5 protein-coding genes are annotated in these 19202 nt (G+C 69.0%); 1 reads left to right on the top strand and 4 read right to left on the bottom strand.

The window, feature by feature from the left end:
- Positions 1-3: 3 nt before the first annotated feature.
- Positions 4-7734: a ricin-type beta-trefoil lectin domain protein gene (locus ACF1CT_RS14570; RefSeq protein WP_391784225.1), complete on the bottom strand. Its 7731-nt coding sequence runs from the start codon at positions 7732-7734 to the stop codon at positions 4-6.
- 572 nt (positions 7735-8306) lie between these two features.
- Between ACF1CT_RS14570 and ACF1CT_RS14565 the strand changes: the two genes are divergently transcribed.
- A complete protein-coding gene (locus tag ACF1CT_RS14565; protein ID WP_391784155.1) occupies positions 8307-11477 on the top strand; it encodes a DNRLRE domain-containing protein in 3171 nt (1056 codons plus the stop codon).
- 131 nt (positions 11478-11608) lie between these two features.
- Here the strand turns inward: ACF1CT_RS14565 and pepN are convergent, their stop codons facing one another.
- The 3 genes from pepN to ACF1CT_RS14550 all read right to left on the bottom strand — a co-directional run bounded on the left by pepN (position 11609) and on the right by ACF1CT_RS14550 (position 18889).
- Positions 11609-14185: an aminopeptidase N gene (gene pepN, locus ACF1CT_RS14560; RefSeq protein ID WP_391784154.1), complete on the bottom strand. Its 2577-nt coding sequence runs from the start codon at positions 14183-14185 to the stop codon at positions 11609-11611.
- 152 nt (positions 14186-14337) lie between these two features.
- Entirely contained in the window at positions 14338-15366 is a 1029-nt protein-coding gene (locus ACF1CT_RS14555; RefSeq protein ID WP_391784153.1) for an aspartate-semialdehyde dehydrogenase, read from the bottom strand.
- A gap of 196 nt (positions 15367-15562) precedes the next feature.
- Positions 15563-18889, bottom strand: a complete 3327-nt coding sequence (locus ACF1CT_RS14550) for a S8 family serine peptidase (protein WP_391784152.1) — start codon at positions 18887-18889, stop codon at positions 15563-15565.
- Between the last annotated feature and the right edge of the window lie 313 nt (positions 18890-19202).

The following is a 19202-nucleotide window of genomic DNA, read 5'->3' as shown; positions in this document are numbered from 1 at the left end:
GCCTCACTCCCGATAGTTCGGATTTGGGATCCACTCTCCTGTTGTTTCATGCCAGCACCCACGTATGTGACACGAATCAATGGTACGGGGAACAGCTATCTCTGCCTCGTTTGCGTGAGCATTTCCGGGGATCCTCTTGTTCACGTCAATCCCTCCAGATGCACCTCTGGAGTCGATTACGTAAGTGTGGCCCTTCCGGCTCAACGCGTGAGACTTCGAGGTGGTCGTCGATACGAATCCAGAGTCGGGGGTATAGACCCCGGAGACACCCGCTACGTGCTCTTCTAGATTCATATTGTCTCCCTTGGGCGCGAATCCTCCATCGAAGATTTCGCTGGGACCTCGGGTATCGCTGCGATACACGTCCTCACAGTTGTGAACGAGTACCGGTGTCGCCCCCGCCAGCACATAGTACGTGTGCAGGTCACTGACGGTGAGGTTGTGGACCGCCGCTGTCTGAGCCGTCCAGCGCTCGATCGCGGTGATCTGGACGTACGTGCCGGCGCTGGTCTGGAGCCACTGACCGGGGTGGAGGTCGGTGGCCTTGATCCAGGCGTCGAGTTCGGGGACCCAGAAGGGGTGGCCGTCGGTCGCGGTGACCTGGGCGGTCTCGGTGCCCTTCTCGCCGTCGGTGTCGATGGTGACCTTGACCAGGTGCTTGAGGCCCTGGCCCTTGATCTCGGCGGTGACGGTCTCGATACGGCGCTCGCCGGTCTTCGGGTCGGTGGCGATGACCTTGTCGCCGGTCCTGACGTCCTCGATCGGCTTGGTGGAGCCGTCGGCCATCAGGACCTTGGTGCCGGGGACGAAGCTGTTGCACGTCCCGCCGCTCTCGCCGCCGTCGGCCTTGCCGGAGCCGCCGCTGCCGCTGGAGCCGCCGCTGTTGCGGGAGGATCCGCCGGAGTTGCCGCCGGGCTTGGAACCGCCGCTCTTGGCGCCTGAGCCGCCTCCGCCGCCGGAGGCCGACGAGGACTTCGGGGCCGCCTTGGCCTGTGCCTGTTTCTGGACCGGGTTGCCGGTCTTCTTGGTCTGGCTGACCGCCTTGTCGGTGGTTCTCTTCGCCGCCTCGGCGGCTTTCTTCTTGGCTCTCTGCGCGGCTTCCTTCTTGGCCTTCTCGATGGCGAGTTTCTTGGCCTTCAGCGCGACGGCCTCGGCCGCCTTCGCGGCCTTCAGGACGGCCTCGGCCGCCTTCTTCGCCGCGCGGAAGGAGTTGATGGCCTTGATCGTGCGGTTGACGGCCTTCAGCACGGAGGGGATCTTGCCGAGCTTGGTCCACGGGATCGCCCCGATGATCAGGCTGCCGCAGGACCACATGTCACCGCCGAAGCAGGACAGGGCGTCGTTGATGCCGACGAAGTCCTTCAGCGTGTCCCACGCCACGGAAAGGATCACCGAGGACAGGGACTTGCCCTGCATCGCCTGTGCCTGCGCGACCTGCGCCGCCGACAGGCCCGCGCCCGCCAGTGCCGCGGCCCGCTCGGAGGCGGTCAGCGCGATGGACAGACCCGTCGGGTCGGCCATCGTCACCGGGTTGTTGTGCGCGTAGGTGTAGCCGTTGGACTGGAGTACGTCGTTCAGGTCCAGGACCGGGTCGGCGGACAGGAACCGTCCGACCACCGGGTCGTACAGGCGGGCGCCGAGCGGCTGGTAGCCGGAGGCGTCGTCCCGGGTGGCGCCCAGGAACCCGGTGTGGGTCTGGAGCTTGAGGCCCACCGTGCCGTTGCCGCGCTGGTTGCCGAACGGGTCCTGCTTGCGGATCCGTACGTCCATCGAATCCCTGAGCGCGACCTCCGCGTAGGTGCTGCCCTGGTGATCGCCGGTGAGGGCGACCAGGGCGCTGCCACCCGTGCCGGCCGCGTAGCGCATGACCGCGCCGCCGGGCGCCGCGTACGTGCGCTGGGTGTTGAGCAGGACACCGCCCTGCCCCATGGTGACCTCGGCCTCGCCGAGGTACAGGGTGGCCTGCTTGTCCTTGATCGTCAGCAGCCGCGTTCCGTCGGGTCCGTAGATGTGACGGGTGTCGTTCTGCGGCGCCCACAGCTGCGCGGCCTTCGTGCCGTCACAGGCGGCCAGCACGATCGGGGCCGAGTTCGCCGAACTCGCGTCCTTCACCGCCAGGCAGAGGTTCGACCCCAGGTGGGTCAGCTGACCCGACGCGTCGCGCTTCAGCTCCTGGTCGGCCGAGCCGTCGCACTTCTGCACCCTGACCGGCGATCCGGGGGTGTCCCCGGCCGGCTGCACGCACCAGTCGTCGTGGACGCTCAGCACGCCCCGGTCACGATCGGCCTGCGCCGTCCCCGGACTGGGGGTGAAGCGCCAGCTCTGCGCCGCGGTGGAGTTGCACGAGTACAGCTGGACGGCCTGCCCGGGAGCCGCCACTCCGGAGCTCAGGTCGAGACACTTGTCGGCAAGGCCCACGTAGGGGGTCCTGCCACCCGTGCCCTGGCCGCTGATCCGGTCGACCTGGCCGTCGTACGTCCAGGTCAGGTCCTGCTTGTCGCCGTTCTGGAGGGAGCTGACGGACTTGGTCTCGCCCGTCAGCTCGTACAGGCGCTCCGCCTCCGACGTGACCTGCGCGCCCTGCGGCGTGGTGTAGGTCTTCGTCACCTTGGTCAGCGTGTGCGGCTGGGTGCCGTCGGCCTTGCCGTAGGCGTAGGTGGTGGTGGCGTCCTTCGCGGCGTCGCCGCCCAGGTCCTTCTCGGTCAGCTTCTTGCGGTTGCCGACCAGGTCGTACTCGTACTCCTGCCAGTAACCGGTGCCGTCCTTGCCCGCGGCCACGTCGAGCGTGCCGTTGGCGGCCTTGGGTGCGGCGCACCCGGTCTGGTTCTTGGAGGTCCAGGCCGACTTCAGCTGACCCAGCGGGTCGTAGGCGAAGCACTGCCGCTCCGCGATCCCGTCCGAGTGCTCCCGGATCGAGGTGACGTTGCCCGCCGGGTCGTAGGTGTACGACCGGTTGGACACGAGGTTCCCGCCGACCACGGTCTTGTCACCGGTCTGCTCGCGGTAGACCGACTGCTGCTGGAGCTCGCCGCTCGACTCGTCGTAGGAGTTCTGCGCCCACACCCGGTACGGCTGCGCGCCCAGGGTCGAGCGCAGCACCTGCCCGTAGGAGGAGTAGACCGTCTCGGAGCCGTACCAGTCCTTGCCGGAGAGCGACAGCGGCAGGCCGTCCTTGTTGTACCGGGGGACGAGCTTCTCGGCGGGGAAGTTGCCGACCGCCGGCAGCGAGGCCTCCTCCAGCATGCCCGTGTCGTTGTACATGTAGCCGTACGTGTACGAGGTCGCGAGACCCCACGTGGCGGCCAGTTCCAGCGGCAGGTTCAGCGTGGTCGAGGTCGGCTGGTAGTCCTTGGTGTAGCCGTTGATCTTCTGGGTGTACGCCAGACCGTCGGTGTAGCGGGTGGCGGTGGCGGGCATGCCCTTGCCGCCGGTGACGGTGTCGTAGCCGAACTCCGCGAGCAGCGCGCCCTTTTCGTCGTTCAGCCGCTGCTTGGTCGGCCGCGACAGTTCGTCGTAGCCGTTCCAGACGGTGATGCCGCGCGCGTTGGTGGTGGTCAGCGGGCGGTCGAAACTGTCGTAGGTCATCCGCGTGGTGCCCGAGTCCGGGTCGGTGGCGGAGTCCTGCCGGCCGCGGTGGTCGTAGGTCCACGTCCACGGGTGCGTCGTGTCGGCGGAGCTGACCGCCTTCACGAGCTGACTGTGCGTGTCGTACGTGTACTTCATCGACGTACGGCCGTCGGGGGCCGCCGGGTTGAACGTGTCCACCCGGGAGGTGCGGCCGAGCGCGTCGGTGTAGACCCGGTAGGAGGAGGCACCGGTCGGGTTGACGACCTCCGACCAGTCCTGGCCGTACTTGTACCGGGTGGCCCGCTCCGGGACCGGCTGGGAGGTGGCCTCCTTGGTGTCCGGGTCCATGACCTTCAGGACCGGCATCTCCTCGACCACCCGGCCGAGACCGTCGTAGGTGTAGCGGGTGATGTTGGGGACGGCCGTGTCGGCGAGCGGGGTGAACAGCTCGCCCGGCTTGGCCTCGTGGGTCAGGTAGGCGTTGTTCGTCTGCCAGACCTCACCGGAGCTGTTGTACAGCGTGTCGGTGATCAGATGGCCGCCGCCGTTGGCCTCCTCCTGCGTCTGCCGCTCGCGGCCGAGGCCGTCGAAGAGGGTGACGGAGGTCTCGACGCGGTCCTCGAACCCGCGCGTGCGGGTGGTGACGAACGGGGGCTTGCGCTCCGGGTTCTCCGGGTCGTACGTCGGGATCGTGTAGACGGCCTTGAAGTCCGGCACGGTCGAGACCGACGAGGAGCGGCCCGGGGCCCATGCCTCGTCGAGGCGGCCCAGCGGGTCGTACGTCGCCACGCTCACGTTGCCGTTGGCGTCGGTCGTCCTGAGGGTGGTCGAACGGCCCGGTTCCAGTTCCTGCCTCTGGGAGTGGCCGCGGGCGTTGGTCTCGGTGACCTCGAAGACCTGCCCGGAGGACGGGGTGTAGGTGATCGTGGAGGAGTTCTTGTCCGGGTCGGTCCGCTTGACCACGCGGCCGATGGCGTCGAACTCGGTGGTTCCGCCGCTCTGGAAACCGGTTCCCGCGCCGTTCAGCGACCAGGATTCGGTGGCCAGACCGCGGGTGGTGCCGGCGAGCGCGGTGCCGTAGGCCTGGTTGTCGTACGCGGTGCGGGTGGCGCCGCTCAACGTGGTCAGGTCGGCGAAGTCGGCCTTCGCGCAGGTGGTCGGCGAGACCAGTGCCTGCTTGGTCAGGCCGATCAGGTGCTTGCCGGTCTGGTGGACGTACTCCAGCTTGGTGCAGGACTCGTCCCCGGGCTTCGCGGTGTCACCGAACGACTCGACGAGGGTGGGCAGACCGTACGTCGGCTCATAGGTCGTCTCGGTCCGCACGACCCGCTCGGTCGCCTTGTCGTCACCGGTGCCCGAGGACTTGGTGTACGCGATCTCCACGGGCTCCGTGACGCGCCAGGCGCGCAACGTGCTCAGGCCGTTGTCACGCGGGCGCTTGGCCAGTTCGGTGGCGGCCGGGACGGTGACGCTGCGGGACAGCCAGTTGGTGTCCGCGTCGTCCGCGTTCGTGTAGCTGAGCTCCTCGGCGATGCGGCCGGCGAACGGTTCGGCGTCCTTGGCGATCTCGGCGCCGGTGATGTCCTTCACCGGGACGGTGTCGCCCATGCCGCGGAAGTACCGGGTGACGGACTTCGACTTCTTGCTGCCGATGGCCGGCTCGTTCTCGCCCGTGATCACCGTGGTCTGTTCGAACCCGGCGAACTGCGAGTAGGTGCGCGTGGACTTCTTGGTGAACTCGGCCTCGGCCAGCTTCCACCCGGCGTTCTTGTACGCGTACGCCGTCCTGGTGCTGAACGAGCCGTCGACGTTGGGGAGTTCCTCGATGGTGTCCACCACGTACTTGTGGAACCAGTCGATGTCCTCGACCTCGGGGTCCGGATGCCAGAACGAGGGATAGCACAGGCGGGTGTTGGACTTCAGCGTGTCCGCCTTGTCCTTGCCGGGCAGATCTCCGGTGGCACAGTCCCCGACGGCCGGCTTGTAGGTGACGACCGTGTCGCCGCCGTACTCGTTGATGACACGGGTGATGCGCAGCCTGGAGAACCCGGGGCGCGGATCGTTGGGCCGCATCACCCGGTTGGGCATGTCCTCGGCGTTGGACTCGAAACGCACCGGGTTGAGGGTGACGCTCTTGTCCTTGCTGCCCAGGCGCGCGTAGCCGGTCCGCTGGATCGACTCCAGCCACAGCGCGGTGTTCGGGCCGGTCTTCAGCACCGGGAAGTTCTGCGTGAGCGTGTACTTGTCCACCACCTGGCGCGCGGTGGTGTCGGTGCGCCGCTGGGCCGAGGTGGTGATCGAGACCAGCCGCTTGCGGCTCCAGAAGGACGGACCGGCGTTCCAGCACTTCTTGCCGGACTCGCACCGCAGGTCCGCCGGGGTGTCGTACCAGATGCGGTACTTGCCCGGGTCCTTGTCGGTGAAGTTCGCCTCCGTGCACGTCAGCGCGCCCTCGCCCAGGCAGCGCTCGTCGACCTGGAAGCCGACCCGGGCCGGAGCGGTCTCGGAGAAGATGCTGTCCTTGCGCTGCCCGTAGTCGATGTGGTCCAGGTAGCCGTCGCGGTCGTAGACGACCGGCGCCTTGAAGTTGAAGTTGCGGGCGTAGTAGTTCTTGTCCTTCTTCCACCACAGGGACATGGCGTTGCCGTGGACGTCCTCGACGTAGTCGAGTCCCCAGCGCCAGGCCTGGGTGCACCACGAACCTGCCCAGTCACCGGCCTTGTAGCAGTCCTCGTCCGGGTGGTTGCCGTACACCGGCACGGTCAGCACGGAGTTGGTGACCGGCTGCCCGGTGCTCCAGCCCGGCAGCTTGTGCTGCCCGAAGTGGTAGCGGGTGCCCTCGCGGGTGGTGATGATCCAGTACTCGCCGTCCCTGGCACCGTTGCCGCTGGTGTTGTCCTGGATCCGCTCGACCCTGGAACCGTCGCCGTTGGCGGTGAACCACGCCTTCTTGTCCTTGTCCCACACCAGCTCGGTGGTCATGCCGCCGAGCGAGAGGGTGGCGTTGTCCGAGCCCCAGCACAGGTCGGCCGTGCGGTGCGTGGCGTTGTTCGACCCGGCCTTCTTCGAGTCCTCGCGGCAGTTGGCGTAGGTGCGGGTGATGGAGCCGGGGTTGTAGTCCCAGCCGTCACCGATCCACGAGGCCTGGTTGTTGGTGGCGGAGGTGCGCCCGTCGACCGACTGCGAGGAGTAGTTGAGCGCCACCTTGGGGATCAGCCCGCCGGCCGTCTCCGGCACCTGTGCCTGGTACGTGTAGGTGAAGGCGCCGGAGGAGGCGCCTGCCGACCACGAGCCGGAGGACAGCAGGGGCGACGCGGTGAAGTCGCCGGAGGCCGATGCGCCGGTGTCCATGGCGCCGACGACCTGCGGGCCGGAGGCGTCCGCCGCCTGGAGGGCGGCGGTACGGACGGAGGCGCCGGTCGCCTTCGAGGCGGCCTCGCCGCCGAGCAGGCCGGCGACCGGAACCGAGCCGGAGAGGATCTTGCGGGTGGGGGCGTTCTTCGCGGCGGTGGACTTGGTGGGTGCCTTGTCCGCCGGTACCACCTCCACCGTGCTGCGCAGCCGCTCGGCCGTGTCCTGTCCCGCCCCGCCCGACATGGTCTGGGTGCCGCCGTCGGCGGCGCAGTCGCCGCTGTCGGGGGAGGTCAGAACACATTCGGGCAGCAGCACGAGACCGAAGCGGTCGGCGGCCTGGGGGCCGTAGAGGTCGGCGAAGCCGGTGGTGTCGACGGTGAGGGCGACCTGCGCGGCCGGTTCGGCGGTGGCCGGCGGGGTGACCTGCATGATCAGGCCGGAGACGCCGGCGTCCTGGGACGCGGCCGGTGCGGCCAGGTCGACCTTCCACTCACCGGCGATCGAGGCGGGGTCGGTGCCGTCGGGCACGCCGAGCGCGACCGGCAGGCCGTTGGAGACCGGGACCTTGGTGTCGGGCTTGGCGTCCGGGGACAGCGTCGCGGTGCCGCTGTTCTCCGTCCAGGGAGTGATGGCGGTCGGTGCGTACGGGGTGACCGGGATCTCGGGCGCGGTCGTGAGGCTCTTCTCGGCCTCCTTGTTCGCCTCGATCGAGGTGTCTTCCGGCAGATCGGGCAGGTCGACCTCGGCGATCGACCGCTCGCGGCTCATGCCGGGGCCGGGTATCGCCCACACCTCCGCGCCCAGCGTCGTCATCGTCAGCGTCGATGACAACAGGAGGACGGTGGCCACGCGGCCGCGTCGGCGGCGTTGTCGTTGTGACTCCGTCATGGCTAGGCGCCCCTTCCCCAGCCATGACAGGGGACCTTGAGCTGGCATACGCGTTGACTCCCACCGGGCGATACAAACAACAGATGAGGTGCGGAAACACCAAAGAGCACGCACCTGTTGCCGGGCGCGTGCGTGTCCGCACCCTCTGTCATGAGCTCCACATATTTCAAGATCGATACGAAAGCCCCGGAGAGGGCATCCGTGACGTGCGTCACGGTGCATGTCGTGCCGATGCGTCACTCTTGGTGATCAATGCGGTGTGTAACGGAAATTCACGACTGATCAGTGGATGTCCGGTCGTCAAAAGCCTTAGTTCCGACTCCCTTTGCCGAGTTCAAGGAATCTTCATCGCTTGGTCACAGCTTCATAAAATCTTCATATGTGGACCGAGTGTGCAGATCGTGTGATCGTGTGCGCGTCAATGCCCCGTAGTTTGCCGTCCGGGGCCGTCCGCGCTGCCCCAATCCGACTGGCCCACATGGGAGTAGACCGCCGCCGTGTCCGCGCCGCCTCGTTTTCTCAGTCCGTTCGTGCGCACGCGCACCAGGCTGACTCTCACACTCGGCCTCGTCCTGGCCGCCCTGACCGCCGCGCTGCTGCCCTGGTGGCAACCTGACGAACCACCAACGGCCAAACCCCTCGGGGCGACCGACGCGAAGCGGGCGTCGACCGGCCCTCGTGACGAGGCAGCCGCCGCGGCCGAGGCCCGGCGCACCCGCAAGGAGGTGCTCGTCGACACGGCGACCACCGCCACCTCACTGACCTGGGCGCGGCCGGACGGGAAGATGCGCACCCAGATCACCGCCGTGCGCAAGCGGGCGAAGAACGCCGAGGGGACGTGGGCACCGGTCGACAACCGGCTGCGGCGGACGAAGGACGCCGCCGGCGGCCTCGGCGTCCGCCCGGTCAACCCCGCGGTGCCGGTGCGGTTCTCCAGCGGTACGCCGGGCACCTCCGCCCACGCCGACCGCTCGTACGCCCGTCCTCCGCTGGCCGAGGACCCGGCCGCGCCGGAGTCGGTGCTGGCCGAGATCGACATCGACGGCCACACCGTCGCCTACACCTGGCCGGGCACGCTGCCCGAGCCGGTGCTCGACGGCCCCCGGGCCCTCTACCCGGAGGTGCTGTCCGGCGTCGACCTGCTGCTCGTCGCCCGTGAGGAGGGCGGCTTCGGGCAGCTGCTGATCGTCAAGAACAAGGAGGCCGCGCGGAACGAGGCGCTGGCGGCGGTGTCGTACGGGCTGCGCTCGAAGACGGCGGTCTTCCGCGCGGACGAGGACGGCGCCCGGATCCTGGTCCTCGACAAGGCGGGCGAGGAGATCGGCTCCGTCCCGACGCCCTTCGCCTGGGACTCGGCCGGCCGCGACCCCGAACGCACGGACGCCGAGTCCGCGCCGCGCACGTCGGTCGCCACCTCCGCCGACGTGCTGAAGCTGTCCGGTCTGAGCGGCATCGAACCCGGGGCGCGCCAGGCCCCGGTGCCGACGCGCCTGGAGGGCGACGGGACCGGGACGGCCCGGCTCGGCCTGCGGGTCGCCGACACCGGTCTGTTCACCGACGAGGACGTCCGCTTCCCGGTGTTCATCGACCCGACGCTCAACAGCGGGTGGCAGGCGTGGACGACGGCGTACAAGCCCTATCCGAACACCAGCTTCTGGAACGGCACCAACTTCAGCAACGGCACCTCCGACGCCCGGGTCGGCCACGAAACCGACACCAATGGCACCGCCCGCTCCTTCTGGCGCATGGGATACAACGCCAGTCTGAAGGGTGCGACGATCACCTCCGCGTCCTTCAAGGTGCTCAACAACCACTCCTGGTCGTGCACCACCCGGCAGTTCCAGTTCTGGCTGACGGGGGCGATCTCCTCCGGCACGACGTGGAAGAAGCAGCCGAGCTGGGCCAAGGAACTGCAGCGCAAGTCGTTCGCGCACGGCTGGTCCAGCAGCTCCTGCCCCGACGCCTACGAGGCGTTCAACGTGAAGGCCGCCGCCCAGGAAGGCGCCGACAAGGGCTGGTCGAACATCACGCTCGGCATGCAGGCCACCAGCGAGTCGGACAAGGAGACCTGGCGCAAGTTCCGCGCGACCTCCGCGACGCTGGAGGTGGTCTACAACCGTCCGCCGAGCGAGCCCACCAAGGGCACCTCCTCTCCCGGCGGCGCCTGCAAGACCAGCCCCGGCGTGACGATCGGCAAGACCAACATCGTGCTCTCGGCGACCGGCAAGGACCCCGACGGCAACCTCAGCAAGCTGCGCTTCCGCTTCTGGAAGACCGGCGGCACCGTCCCGGCCGGCACCCTGGCCACCCCGAACTCCGGCGGAACCGCCACGGTGACCATCCCCGCCACGTTCCCGCTGGAGGACAAGACCACCTACTCGTGGGATGTGCGCTCCGAGGACTCGGGCGGCCTGGTCTCCACGTACTTCCCGCCGGGCACCGAGCCCTGCCGGATCGTCATCGACGCCACCGCCCCGGCACAGCCCACCATCGAGAGCGAGGTCTTCCCCGAGGCCACCTCCGACGGCCAGACCTGGGCGACGGTGAAGTTCGGCGGGAAGGGCGCGATGACGTTCAGTTCCCCGGACGCGGCGAAGTTCCAGTGGGCCGTCGACGGCCTGGACTGGACCTACGTGACGGCCGACGCCAACGGCAGGGCCACCATCCCCGCCCTGAGCCCGCCGCACGCCGGCCCCAACTGGATGAGCGTCTACGCCTACGACACCTACGGCAACAAGAGCGTGCGGTCGGACTACGCGTTCTACGTCCCGCCCCGCGACCGGGCCGACGCCCCCGGTGACACCAACGGCGACGGCATCCCCGACCTGCTGCTCGTCGACGCCGTGGGCAACCTGCAGAACTGTGCCGGAAGCGCCGGCGGCGAGCTGTACGGCTGCCTGAACGCCGCGTACGCCTCGGACAAGAAGCCGAATCCGAAGAACCACTGGTACGACCCCGCCACCGGCAGGGCCGCACTGATCACGCACTACGCGGACGCCTACCCCGGTGACGGCATGACCGACCTGTTCGCGGTCACCCCGGACGGCAAGTTCTGGCTCTACCCCGGTGACGGTTACGGGAGCTTCGACGTCGACAAGCGGCTCCGGGTCCGGCTGCCCGCGGGTGTCCCGGCGCCGTCCACCTGGACGCAGATCAAGGCAGTGGGCGACATCACCGGCGACAAGCTGCCCGACCTGGTGCTGCGAGCCGGTCCCGAGCTCTGGGTGCTGTCCGGCTACACCGGCGCGACCTTCCAGACGGCGACCCTCATGAACGTGGACGCCTGGGCCCGCCGCGACGTCGTCAACATCGCCGACATCAACGGCGACGGCATCCCCGACCTGCTGTGGCGCAACCTGGACAACGGCAACATGTACGTCCGCCACGGCAAGCCCGGGTCCGGCAGCGGCGGAGTCGACCTCAACTCGCTCAAGCTCGCCGCCAACTCGCTCAACGGCGACGTCTCCTACGGCACGAGCTGGAGCGAGGCCAACGTCTCCACCGCGCTCGGTATCCCGGACGTCAACGGCGACGGCATTCCCGACATCTGGGCCATCTTCGGCGCCGACGGCCAGACACGGATCTACAACCCGTCCAGGACGAACACGAACCCACCCGTGAAGATCGTCCTGACGGTGGACTGGAGGACGGTCAAGGCCTTCGGCTGACGGCCGGATTCCGTTCCCCGGTGAGCCCCGGCGTCCCGCACGCCGGGGCTCACCCACTCTCCCCGACGGGGACGCCCCGGACCGCAAGCGCGGTCCGGGGCGTCCCCGTTCCCGTTTCCGTGCGCCGGACGTTACGCCCTGGCCGCGGCGGCGTCGGCCGCCTGGGCCCTCAGGGCGCGCTCCACGCCCGAACGCGACTCGGACACGAGCCGACGCAGGGCCGCGTTCGGGTTCGCCGAGGCGAGCCAGGAGTCCGTGGCCTCCAGGGTCTCCGGCGAGACCTGGACGGCCGGGAAGAGGCCGACCGCGATCTGCTGCGCCATCTCGTGGCTCCGCGACTCCCAGACGTCCTTGACCGCCGCGAAGAACTTCTCCGTGTACGGGGCCAGCAGTTCGCGCTGGTCGGTCTGGACGAAGCCGCCGATGACCGCCTCCTGCACGGCGTTCGGCAGCCTGTCGGACTCGACGACCGAGGCCCAGGCCTCCGCCTTCGCCGCCTCCGTGGGGCGGGCCGCGCGGGCGGTCGCCGCGTGGCGCTCGCCCGCCGCCGTCCGGTCGCGCGCGTACTCGCCCGCGATCTCGTCCTCCTCGAACACACCGGTCGCGGCGAGCCGTTCGACGAACGCCCAGCGCAGCTCCGTGTCGACGGCCAGACCCTCGACGGTCTCCTTGCCGACGAGCAGCGACTCCAGCAGGTCGAGCTGCTGCGGGGTGCGGGCCGTGGCCGCGAAGGCGCGGGCCCAGGCCAGCTGGTGGTCGCTGCCCGGCCGTGCCGCGCGCAGGTGGGCGAGCGTCGCCTCGGTCCACTGGGTCAGCCCGGCCTCGCGCCACTCCGGCGCCGCGTACTGGTCCAGGGCCAGCTTCACCTGGCGGTGCAGCGACTGGACGACGCCGATGTCCGACTCCTTGCCGATGCCGGAGAGCACCAGTGCCAGGTAGTCGCGGGTGGCCAGCTCGCCGTCGCGGGTCATGTCCCACGCGGACGCCCAGCACAGGGCGCGCGGCAGGGATTCGGCGAAGTCGCCGAGGTGCTCGGTGACGACGCGCAGCGACTCCTCGTCGAGCCGGACCTTCGCGTACGAGAGGTCGTCGTCGTTGAGCAGGATCACGGCGGGGCGGGCGGTGCCCGCCGGGAACGGCACCTCGGTGCGCTCGCCGTCGACGTCCAGCTCGATCCGGTTCGTGCGGACCAGCTTGCCGGAACCGTCGAGGTCGTAGGCGCCGATCGCGATCCGGTGCGGGCGCAGCGTCGGCTCGCCCTTGGCACCGGCGGGCAGGGCGGGCGCCTCCTGGAGGACCGCGAACGAGGTGATGTTCCCGTTCTCGTCCGTGGTGATCTCCGGGCGCAGGATGTTGATGCCCGCCGTCTCCAGCCACGCCTTCGACCAGGTCCTCAGGTCGCGGCCGGAGGTCTCCTCCAGCGCGCCCAGCAGGTCGGGCAGGCGGGTGTTGCCGTACGCGTGCGCCTTGAAGTACGCCTGGACGCCCTTGAAGAACTCGTCCATGCCGACATACGCCACCAGCTGCTTCAGGACCGAGGCGCCCTTGGCGTACGTGATGCCGTCGAAGTTGACCAGCACGTCGTCCAGGTCACGGATGTCCGCCATGATCGGGTGCGTCGAGGGGAGCTGGTCCTGGCGGTAGGCCCAGGTCTTCATGGTGTTGGCGAACGTGGTCCAGGAGTGCGGCCACTTCGAGCCCTCCGCGTACGCCTGGCAGGCGATCGACGTGTACGTGGCGAACGACTCGTTCAGCCACAGGTCGTTCCACCACTCCATGGTGACGAGGTCGCCGAACCACATGTGGGCCAGCTCGTGCAGGATGGTCTCGGCCCGCGTCTCGTACGCGGCGTCCGTCACCTTGGAGCGGAAGACGTACTGGTCGCGGATGGTGACCGCGCCCGCGTTCTCCATCGCGCCCGCGTTGAACTCCGGGACGAAGAGCTGGTCGTACTTGGCGAACGGGTAGGCGTAGTCGAACTTCTCCTGGAACCAGTCGAAGCCCTGCCGGGTCACGTCGAAGATCGCGTCCGCGTCCAGGAACTCGGCGAGCGACGGGCGGCAGTAGATGCCGAGCGGGACGGTCCGGCCGTCCTTCTCGTAGCTGCTGTGCACCGCGTGGTACGGGCCGACGATCAGGGCCGTGATGTACGTCGAGATGCGCGGGGTCGGCTCGAAGGACCAGACGTTGTCGCGCGGCTCGGGCGTCGGCGAGTTCGAGATGACCGTCCAGCCCTCCGGGGCCGTCACGGTGAACCGGAACGTCGCCTTCAGGTCGGGCTGTTCGAAGCTCGCGAAGACGCGCCGGGCGTCCGGAACCTCGAACTGGGTGTACAGGTACGCCTGCTGGTCGACCGGGTCGACGAAGCGGTGCAGGCCCTCGCCGGTGTTGGTGTACGCGCAGTCGGCGACGACCTTCAGCTCGTTGGAGCCGGCGACGAGGCCCGGCAGCGCGATGCGCGAGTCGCGGAACACCGCCGCGACGTCCAGCGCCGTGCCGTTCAGCTCGACCTCGTGCACGGCCGGGGCGACCAGGTCGATGAAGGTCTCCGCACCGGCTTCGGCGGAGTCGAAGCGCACGGTGGTCACGGACCGGTAGGTGCCGCCCTCCTGCGCTCCCGAGAGGTCGAGATCGATCTCGTACGCGTCCACGGTCAGCAGGCGCGCCCGCTCCTGTGCCTCTTCGCGGGTCAGATTGGTGCCAGGCACGCGGTCATCTCCTTGGTATGCGACGTTTTCGGTCATCCTTCCACGTCGGCCCCCGGAGCGACGCGGCCGGAGCGGACCCGCCGCGAACAGGCGGGAGGGGCGGCCGGCGCGGTGGATGCCCGCGCCGGCCGCCCCTCCCGTGCCCGGTGATGTCAGCCGTTCAGCTCGGCCGCGACAAGTTCCGCGATCTGCACCGCGTTCAGCGCGGCTCCCTTGCGGAGGTTGTCGTTGGAGACGAAGAGCGCGAGCCCGTTCTCCACGGTCTCGTCGACCCGGATCCGGCCGACGAACGAGGCGTCCTTGCCGGCCGCCTGGAGCGGGGTGGGGATCTCGGAGATCTCGACGCCCGGCGCGTCCTTCAGCAGCTCGTGGGCGCGCTCGACACCGATGGGGCGGGCGAAGCGCGCGTTGATCTGGAGCGAGTGGCCGGAGAAGACCGGCACCCGGACGCAGGTGCCGGAGACCTTCAGCCCCGGGATCTCAAGGATCTTGCGGGACTCGTTGCGGAGCTTCTGCTCCTCGTCGGTCTCGAAGGAGCCGTCGTCGACGATCGAGCCGGCCAGCGGCAGCACGTTGAAGGCGATCGGACGCTTGTAGACGCCCGGCTCGGGGAAGTCGACGGCCCCGCCGTCGTGGGTGAGCCGGTCGGCCTCGGCGACGACCTTGGACGCCTGGCCGTGCAGCTCGGCGACGCCGGCCAGCCCGGATCCGGACACCGCCTGGTAGGTGGCGACGGTCAGCGCCTGGAGCCCGGCCTCGTCGTGCAGCGGGCGCAGCACGGGCATGGCGGCCATCGTGGTGCAGTTCGGGTTGGCGATGATGCCCTTGGGCCGGTCGGCGATCGCGTGCGGGTTGACCTCGGAGACGACCAGCGGGACCTCGGGGTCCTTGCGCCAGGCGGAGGAGTTGTCGATCACCACGGCGCCCTGGGCGGCGACCTTCTCGGCCAGCGCCTTCGAGGTCGCGCCACCGGCCGAGAAGAGCACGATGTCCAGTCCGGTGTAGTCGGCCGTCGAGGCGTCCTCGACGGTGATCTCCCGGCCCTCCCACTCGATGGTGGAGCCCGCGGAGCGCGCGGAGGCGAACAGCCGCAGCTCGTCGGCCGGGAACTTACGCTCGGCCAGGATGCTGCGCATGACTGTGCCGACCTGACCGGTGGCGCCGACGATTCCGACCTTCACAGGAACTCCTTCGAAACGTACGAACTGGCACGGTTGCCGTTCCATGATGCGTATGTCCACGGCTTCCTTGTCCAATCCATTGTCCGCTCTGCGGACAGCGTCCGCCCGGCAGGCCGGGAGCGGGGCGCATGGCAGTGGGGCGGGGGCCCTGTCGAGTCCCCGCCCCACTGTCGTACGGATCACATGCCTGCGACGGCTACTGCGTGACCTTCTCGATCACGACGCTGCCGGTGCCGGCCGCGGTGCCGCGGCCGTTCACCAGGTGCACCTCGCCGAAGAACTGCCGGCCCTCGGGGGCCGCTCCGGCGACCGCCACCTCGGCGGTGATCTGGGCCGAGGCGCCGTTGGCCAGGTTCAGGGCCTTCGACTCGTCGACCTTGATCGTGCCGAGCGACGGCGCGTAGTACACGTCGCGGTAGTCGTACGTGGTGGTCCCGGCCGGGACGTCGTAGCCGTCGATGACGACGGTGTACGTGCCGGCGGAGGGCTTCACCAGGCTGACCGACTCCTCGGACCCGGCGGTCGTCGACTTGCCGACCTGGGTGGTGCCCTTGAAGATGTACAGGTCCAGGTCCGCGTTGGCGTCCGAGGTGCCGCCGATGGCGATGTCCAGCTTCTCGACGCCCTCGCCGATGGTGACCGTGTACTCCTGCTCGTCACCCGTCCTGATCGACGGCTTGTCGACCTTGGCCGAGCCCAGCGAACCGCCCTTGAGCGAGCCCACCAGGTCACCGGCGTTGTTGGTGGCCTTCCAGGTCACCGCGGCGGGGGTGCCGACCTTCGCCTCGGCGATGGTCTGCACCGCCGGGTCGAAGGTGGCGCCGAGCAGCGAGACATCCAGCTTGTACGGGTTGTCCAGCAGCGGCGACGTACGGCGGGCCTCGACCTCGATCTCCCAGACGCCCGGCTGCGGGTCCTTGTAGGAGCGCACGTCGGGGCGGCAGGTGTTGGCCGGGTTCTCGTAGTTCGGGTAGCAGAAGATCGTGGAGCTGTCCTCCATCTGCACCCCGTACGGGTGGATCGAGATGAAGCGGGTCTGGCTGCCCGAGCGCAGCGCGCCGAGGGCGACCTCAAGGGTCTTGGCGCCCTCCGGAACGGTAAGGAAGTACGAGTCGCTGCTGTTGCGCTGCACCGAGCCGGACGCCTTGAACGCGTAGGTGGGCTTCACCAGCTCCGTGGAGACGACGACCGTGGTGAGGATCTGCTGGTCCACCCCGGCGGTCTTGCTGTCGTCCACCTCCAGGATCGCGCTGTGCACGCCCGTGCTGCCGGGCTTCGCCTGCACCTTGACGGTGACCGGCACGTCCAGCGGCAGGGAGACGGTCGACGAGCCGACCAGCTTGAAGGTGCCGTCGTTGTTCTTCCACGACAGCTTGTGCTTGACGGCCTTGTCCGGGCCCGTGGTGCGGGTGACCTTGACGTCGTAGGTCTTCTTCTGGCCGACCTTGAGACCGCCCTCGCGGTCGTACAGGCCGGTGCCGAAGCCGGGGGTCTTCAGCGCGAAGTCGATCGCGGTGTCGACCGGGGCCTTCACCGTGTACTCGTGCGCCGGGGTGCCCTGCTTCTTGATCAGCTTCCAGGCGTCGACGATGTTGATCAGACCGGCGCCCTGGGCGTGCGCGGGCACGTCCTTGATGTGGGTGGCGGTGCTGGTCAGTGCGACACGCAGATCGGCGGGCGGCAGCTCGATGTGCTTCTGCTTCGCGGCCGACAGCAGCAGCGCGGTCGCGCCCGCGGCCTGCGGCGAGGCCATCGAGGTGCCCTGGAGCATCGAGTAACCGGCCGGCAGGTCGTAGCCCGCCTCCTTGACCGGGCCGCCCGGCAGCCAGGTCTGGGTGGTGTTGATCGCCGCGCCCGGGGCCGTCAGGGTCGGCGTGAAGCCGCCGTCCTCACGCGGACCGCGCGAGGAGAACGGCATCATGTCGTACTTCTTGGTGACGTTGGAGCCGTAGTTGGCGGCCCAGGTCTCCTTGGAGATGGACGCGCCGACGGAGATGACGTGGTCGGCGAGGCCGGGGTCGCCGATGGTGTTGACACCCGGGCCGTCGTTGCCGGCCGAGATGACCAGCTGGACGCCGTAGATGTCGACGAGGCGCTTGTAGAGCTCCGCGCGGGCGTTGTTGCCGTCGTTCAGCGGCGGCAGACCGCCGATCGACATGTTGACGACGTCGACGCCGCGGTTCACCACGAGGTCGATCATGCCCTCGGTGAGCGCGATGTTGGTGCAGCCGCCGTCCCAGGTGCAGGCACGCGAGGAGACGATCTTCGCACCGGGCGCGGCACCGTTCATCTCTCCGCCGAACAGGCCGTTCGCGGCGGTGATGCCCGCGACGTGGGTGCCGTGCTCGCTCTCGATGACACCGATGTTGACGAAGTCGGCCTTGTCGCCCGCCGCGTTGTAGACGACGCTCTTGCGCGTCTCGACGGTGAACGGGACGCGCTCGACGACGTCGGTCCGCGGGTCGTCCTTGCCGAAGTAGGAGACCTGGTGCTTCTCCTTGTACGGCTTCAGGGCGGTGTCGTTGGTGAAGTCGGCGTCGTCGTTCAGGTCGACGCGGACGGTACCGGTGACCGGGTCGTAGAGCACGGCCCACACGTCGGTGGTGTCACCGTCGCGGTTCAGGTCGCCCGCCATGTCGCCGCCCTTGGTGGCGGCCTCGGCGAACAGCCTGATCTTGTAGTCGCCCTTGGGCGCCTTGTAGGTGCGGCCCTGGTACGTGAACGTCGGGCCGGACACGGAGTCCGTCATCCGCAGCCAGGTGCCGTCGCCGTCGCTGACCGGGTCGGTGGCGGTCACCCAGTCGACGATCTTGCGCTCACCCGTGCTGGTCTTCTGCAGCGCCGGGTGGCCGAGGTCGACACCCGAGTCGAGGATGCCGATGGTCACCCCGCGGCCGTCGGCCTTCGGGTTCTTCTTGACGAAGTCGACGGCGCCCGTCTCGAACGACGGGTTGTACGGGTTCTTCGCCGGGGTCTTCTTGCCCGGCGCCGGGTAGCTGCCGGTGGACTTCGCCTTCACCCCGGCACCGGTGGCGCGGTCGCCCGCGGGCGTCGGGTCGTCCAGCTTGATCTCCTGCTTGAGATCGATGCCGTGGACGGACGACAGCTTGGAGGCTGCCTTGATGGTCGCGTCGGCGGTCGCGGTCGGCACGGTGGCCCGTACGTAGCCGAGCTTGTCGTACGCGCGCCCCAGCACGGACCCCTCGACGGCGTCCAACTGCTTGCTGACCTGGGCGGTCGCACCGGGAGCGGTGGCGACCATCATCGTGATGTTCTTCTCGCCCCTGGCCTTGGCCTTGGCCAGGATCTCGGCGTCGTGCGCACCGAGCTTGTCCGGCGAGGCGCTCTTGGCCGAGGAGCCCCCGGCGGAGGCCTTGAGGGGGCTGGGCGCGGGGTTGTCGACGGCGAAGACGGGTGTCGCGCCGGTGGCGGCCAGCGCGGCCACCAGGCCGGCGGCGGCCGCGATTCGGGCCGCTCGTCTCGCCCCGGGTATGAGACTGGAGGACTCGGAGGTCATCAGCATCCCTGCATTTGAAAGAGACAGTCCGGAATTCGGTACCGGATGACCGCTCACCCTTTCGTAAATGACAGGGGTTTGTGGAGAGTTGTGGGGGACGAGATGTGTACATGGCAGAATCCCGCCACCGGGGGCGAAGCGTCATCGGGAACGAAGTGGTGGATACGTGGCCGCTGTGACAGGTTTTCGGCGGGACGTTCCCGGCGAACGGGTTCTCATCCGGCGGGTCCCGAGTGAAACGGTCTTTTCCGTGAACCGGTGCTCAGAGGGGCGGGATCGCGCCACGCGTGGCCGGTCGGTTGCGCGGTCCGCCCGCGCG

Source organism: Streptomyces sp. NPDC014734, assembly GCF_043083325.1.
Taxonomy (GTDB): domain Bacteria; phylum Actinomycetota; class Actinomycetes; order Streptomycetales; family Streptomycetaceae; genus Streptomyces.
The sequence above is the reverse complement of the archived record's forward strand: the minus strand, read 5'-3'. Positions and strand labels throughout refer to the sequence as shown.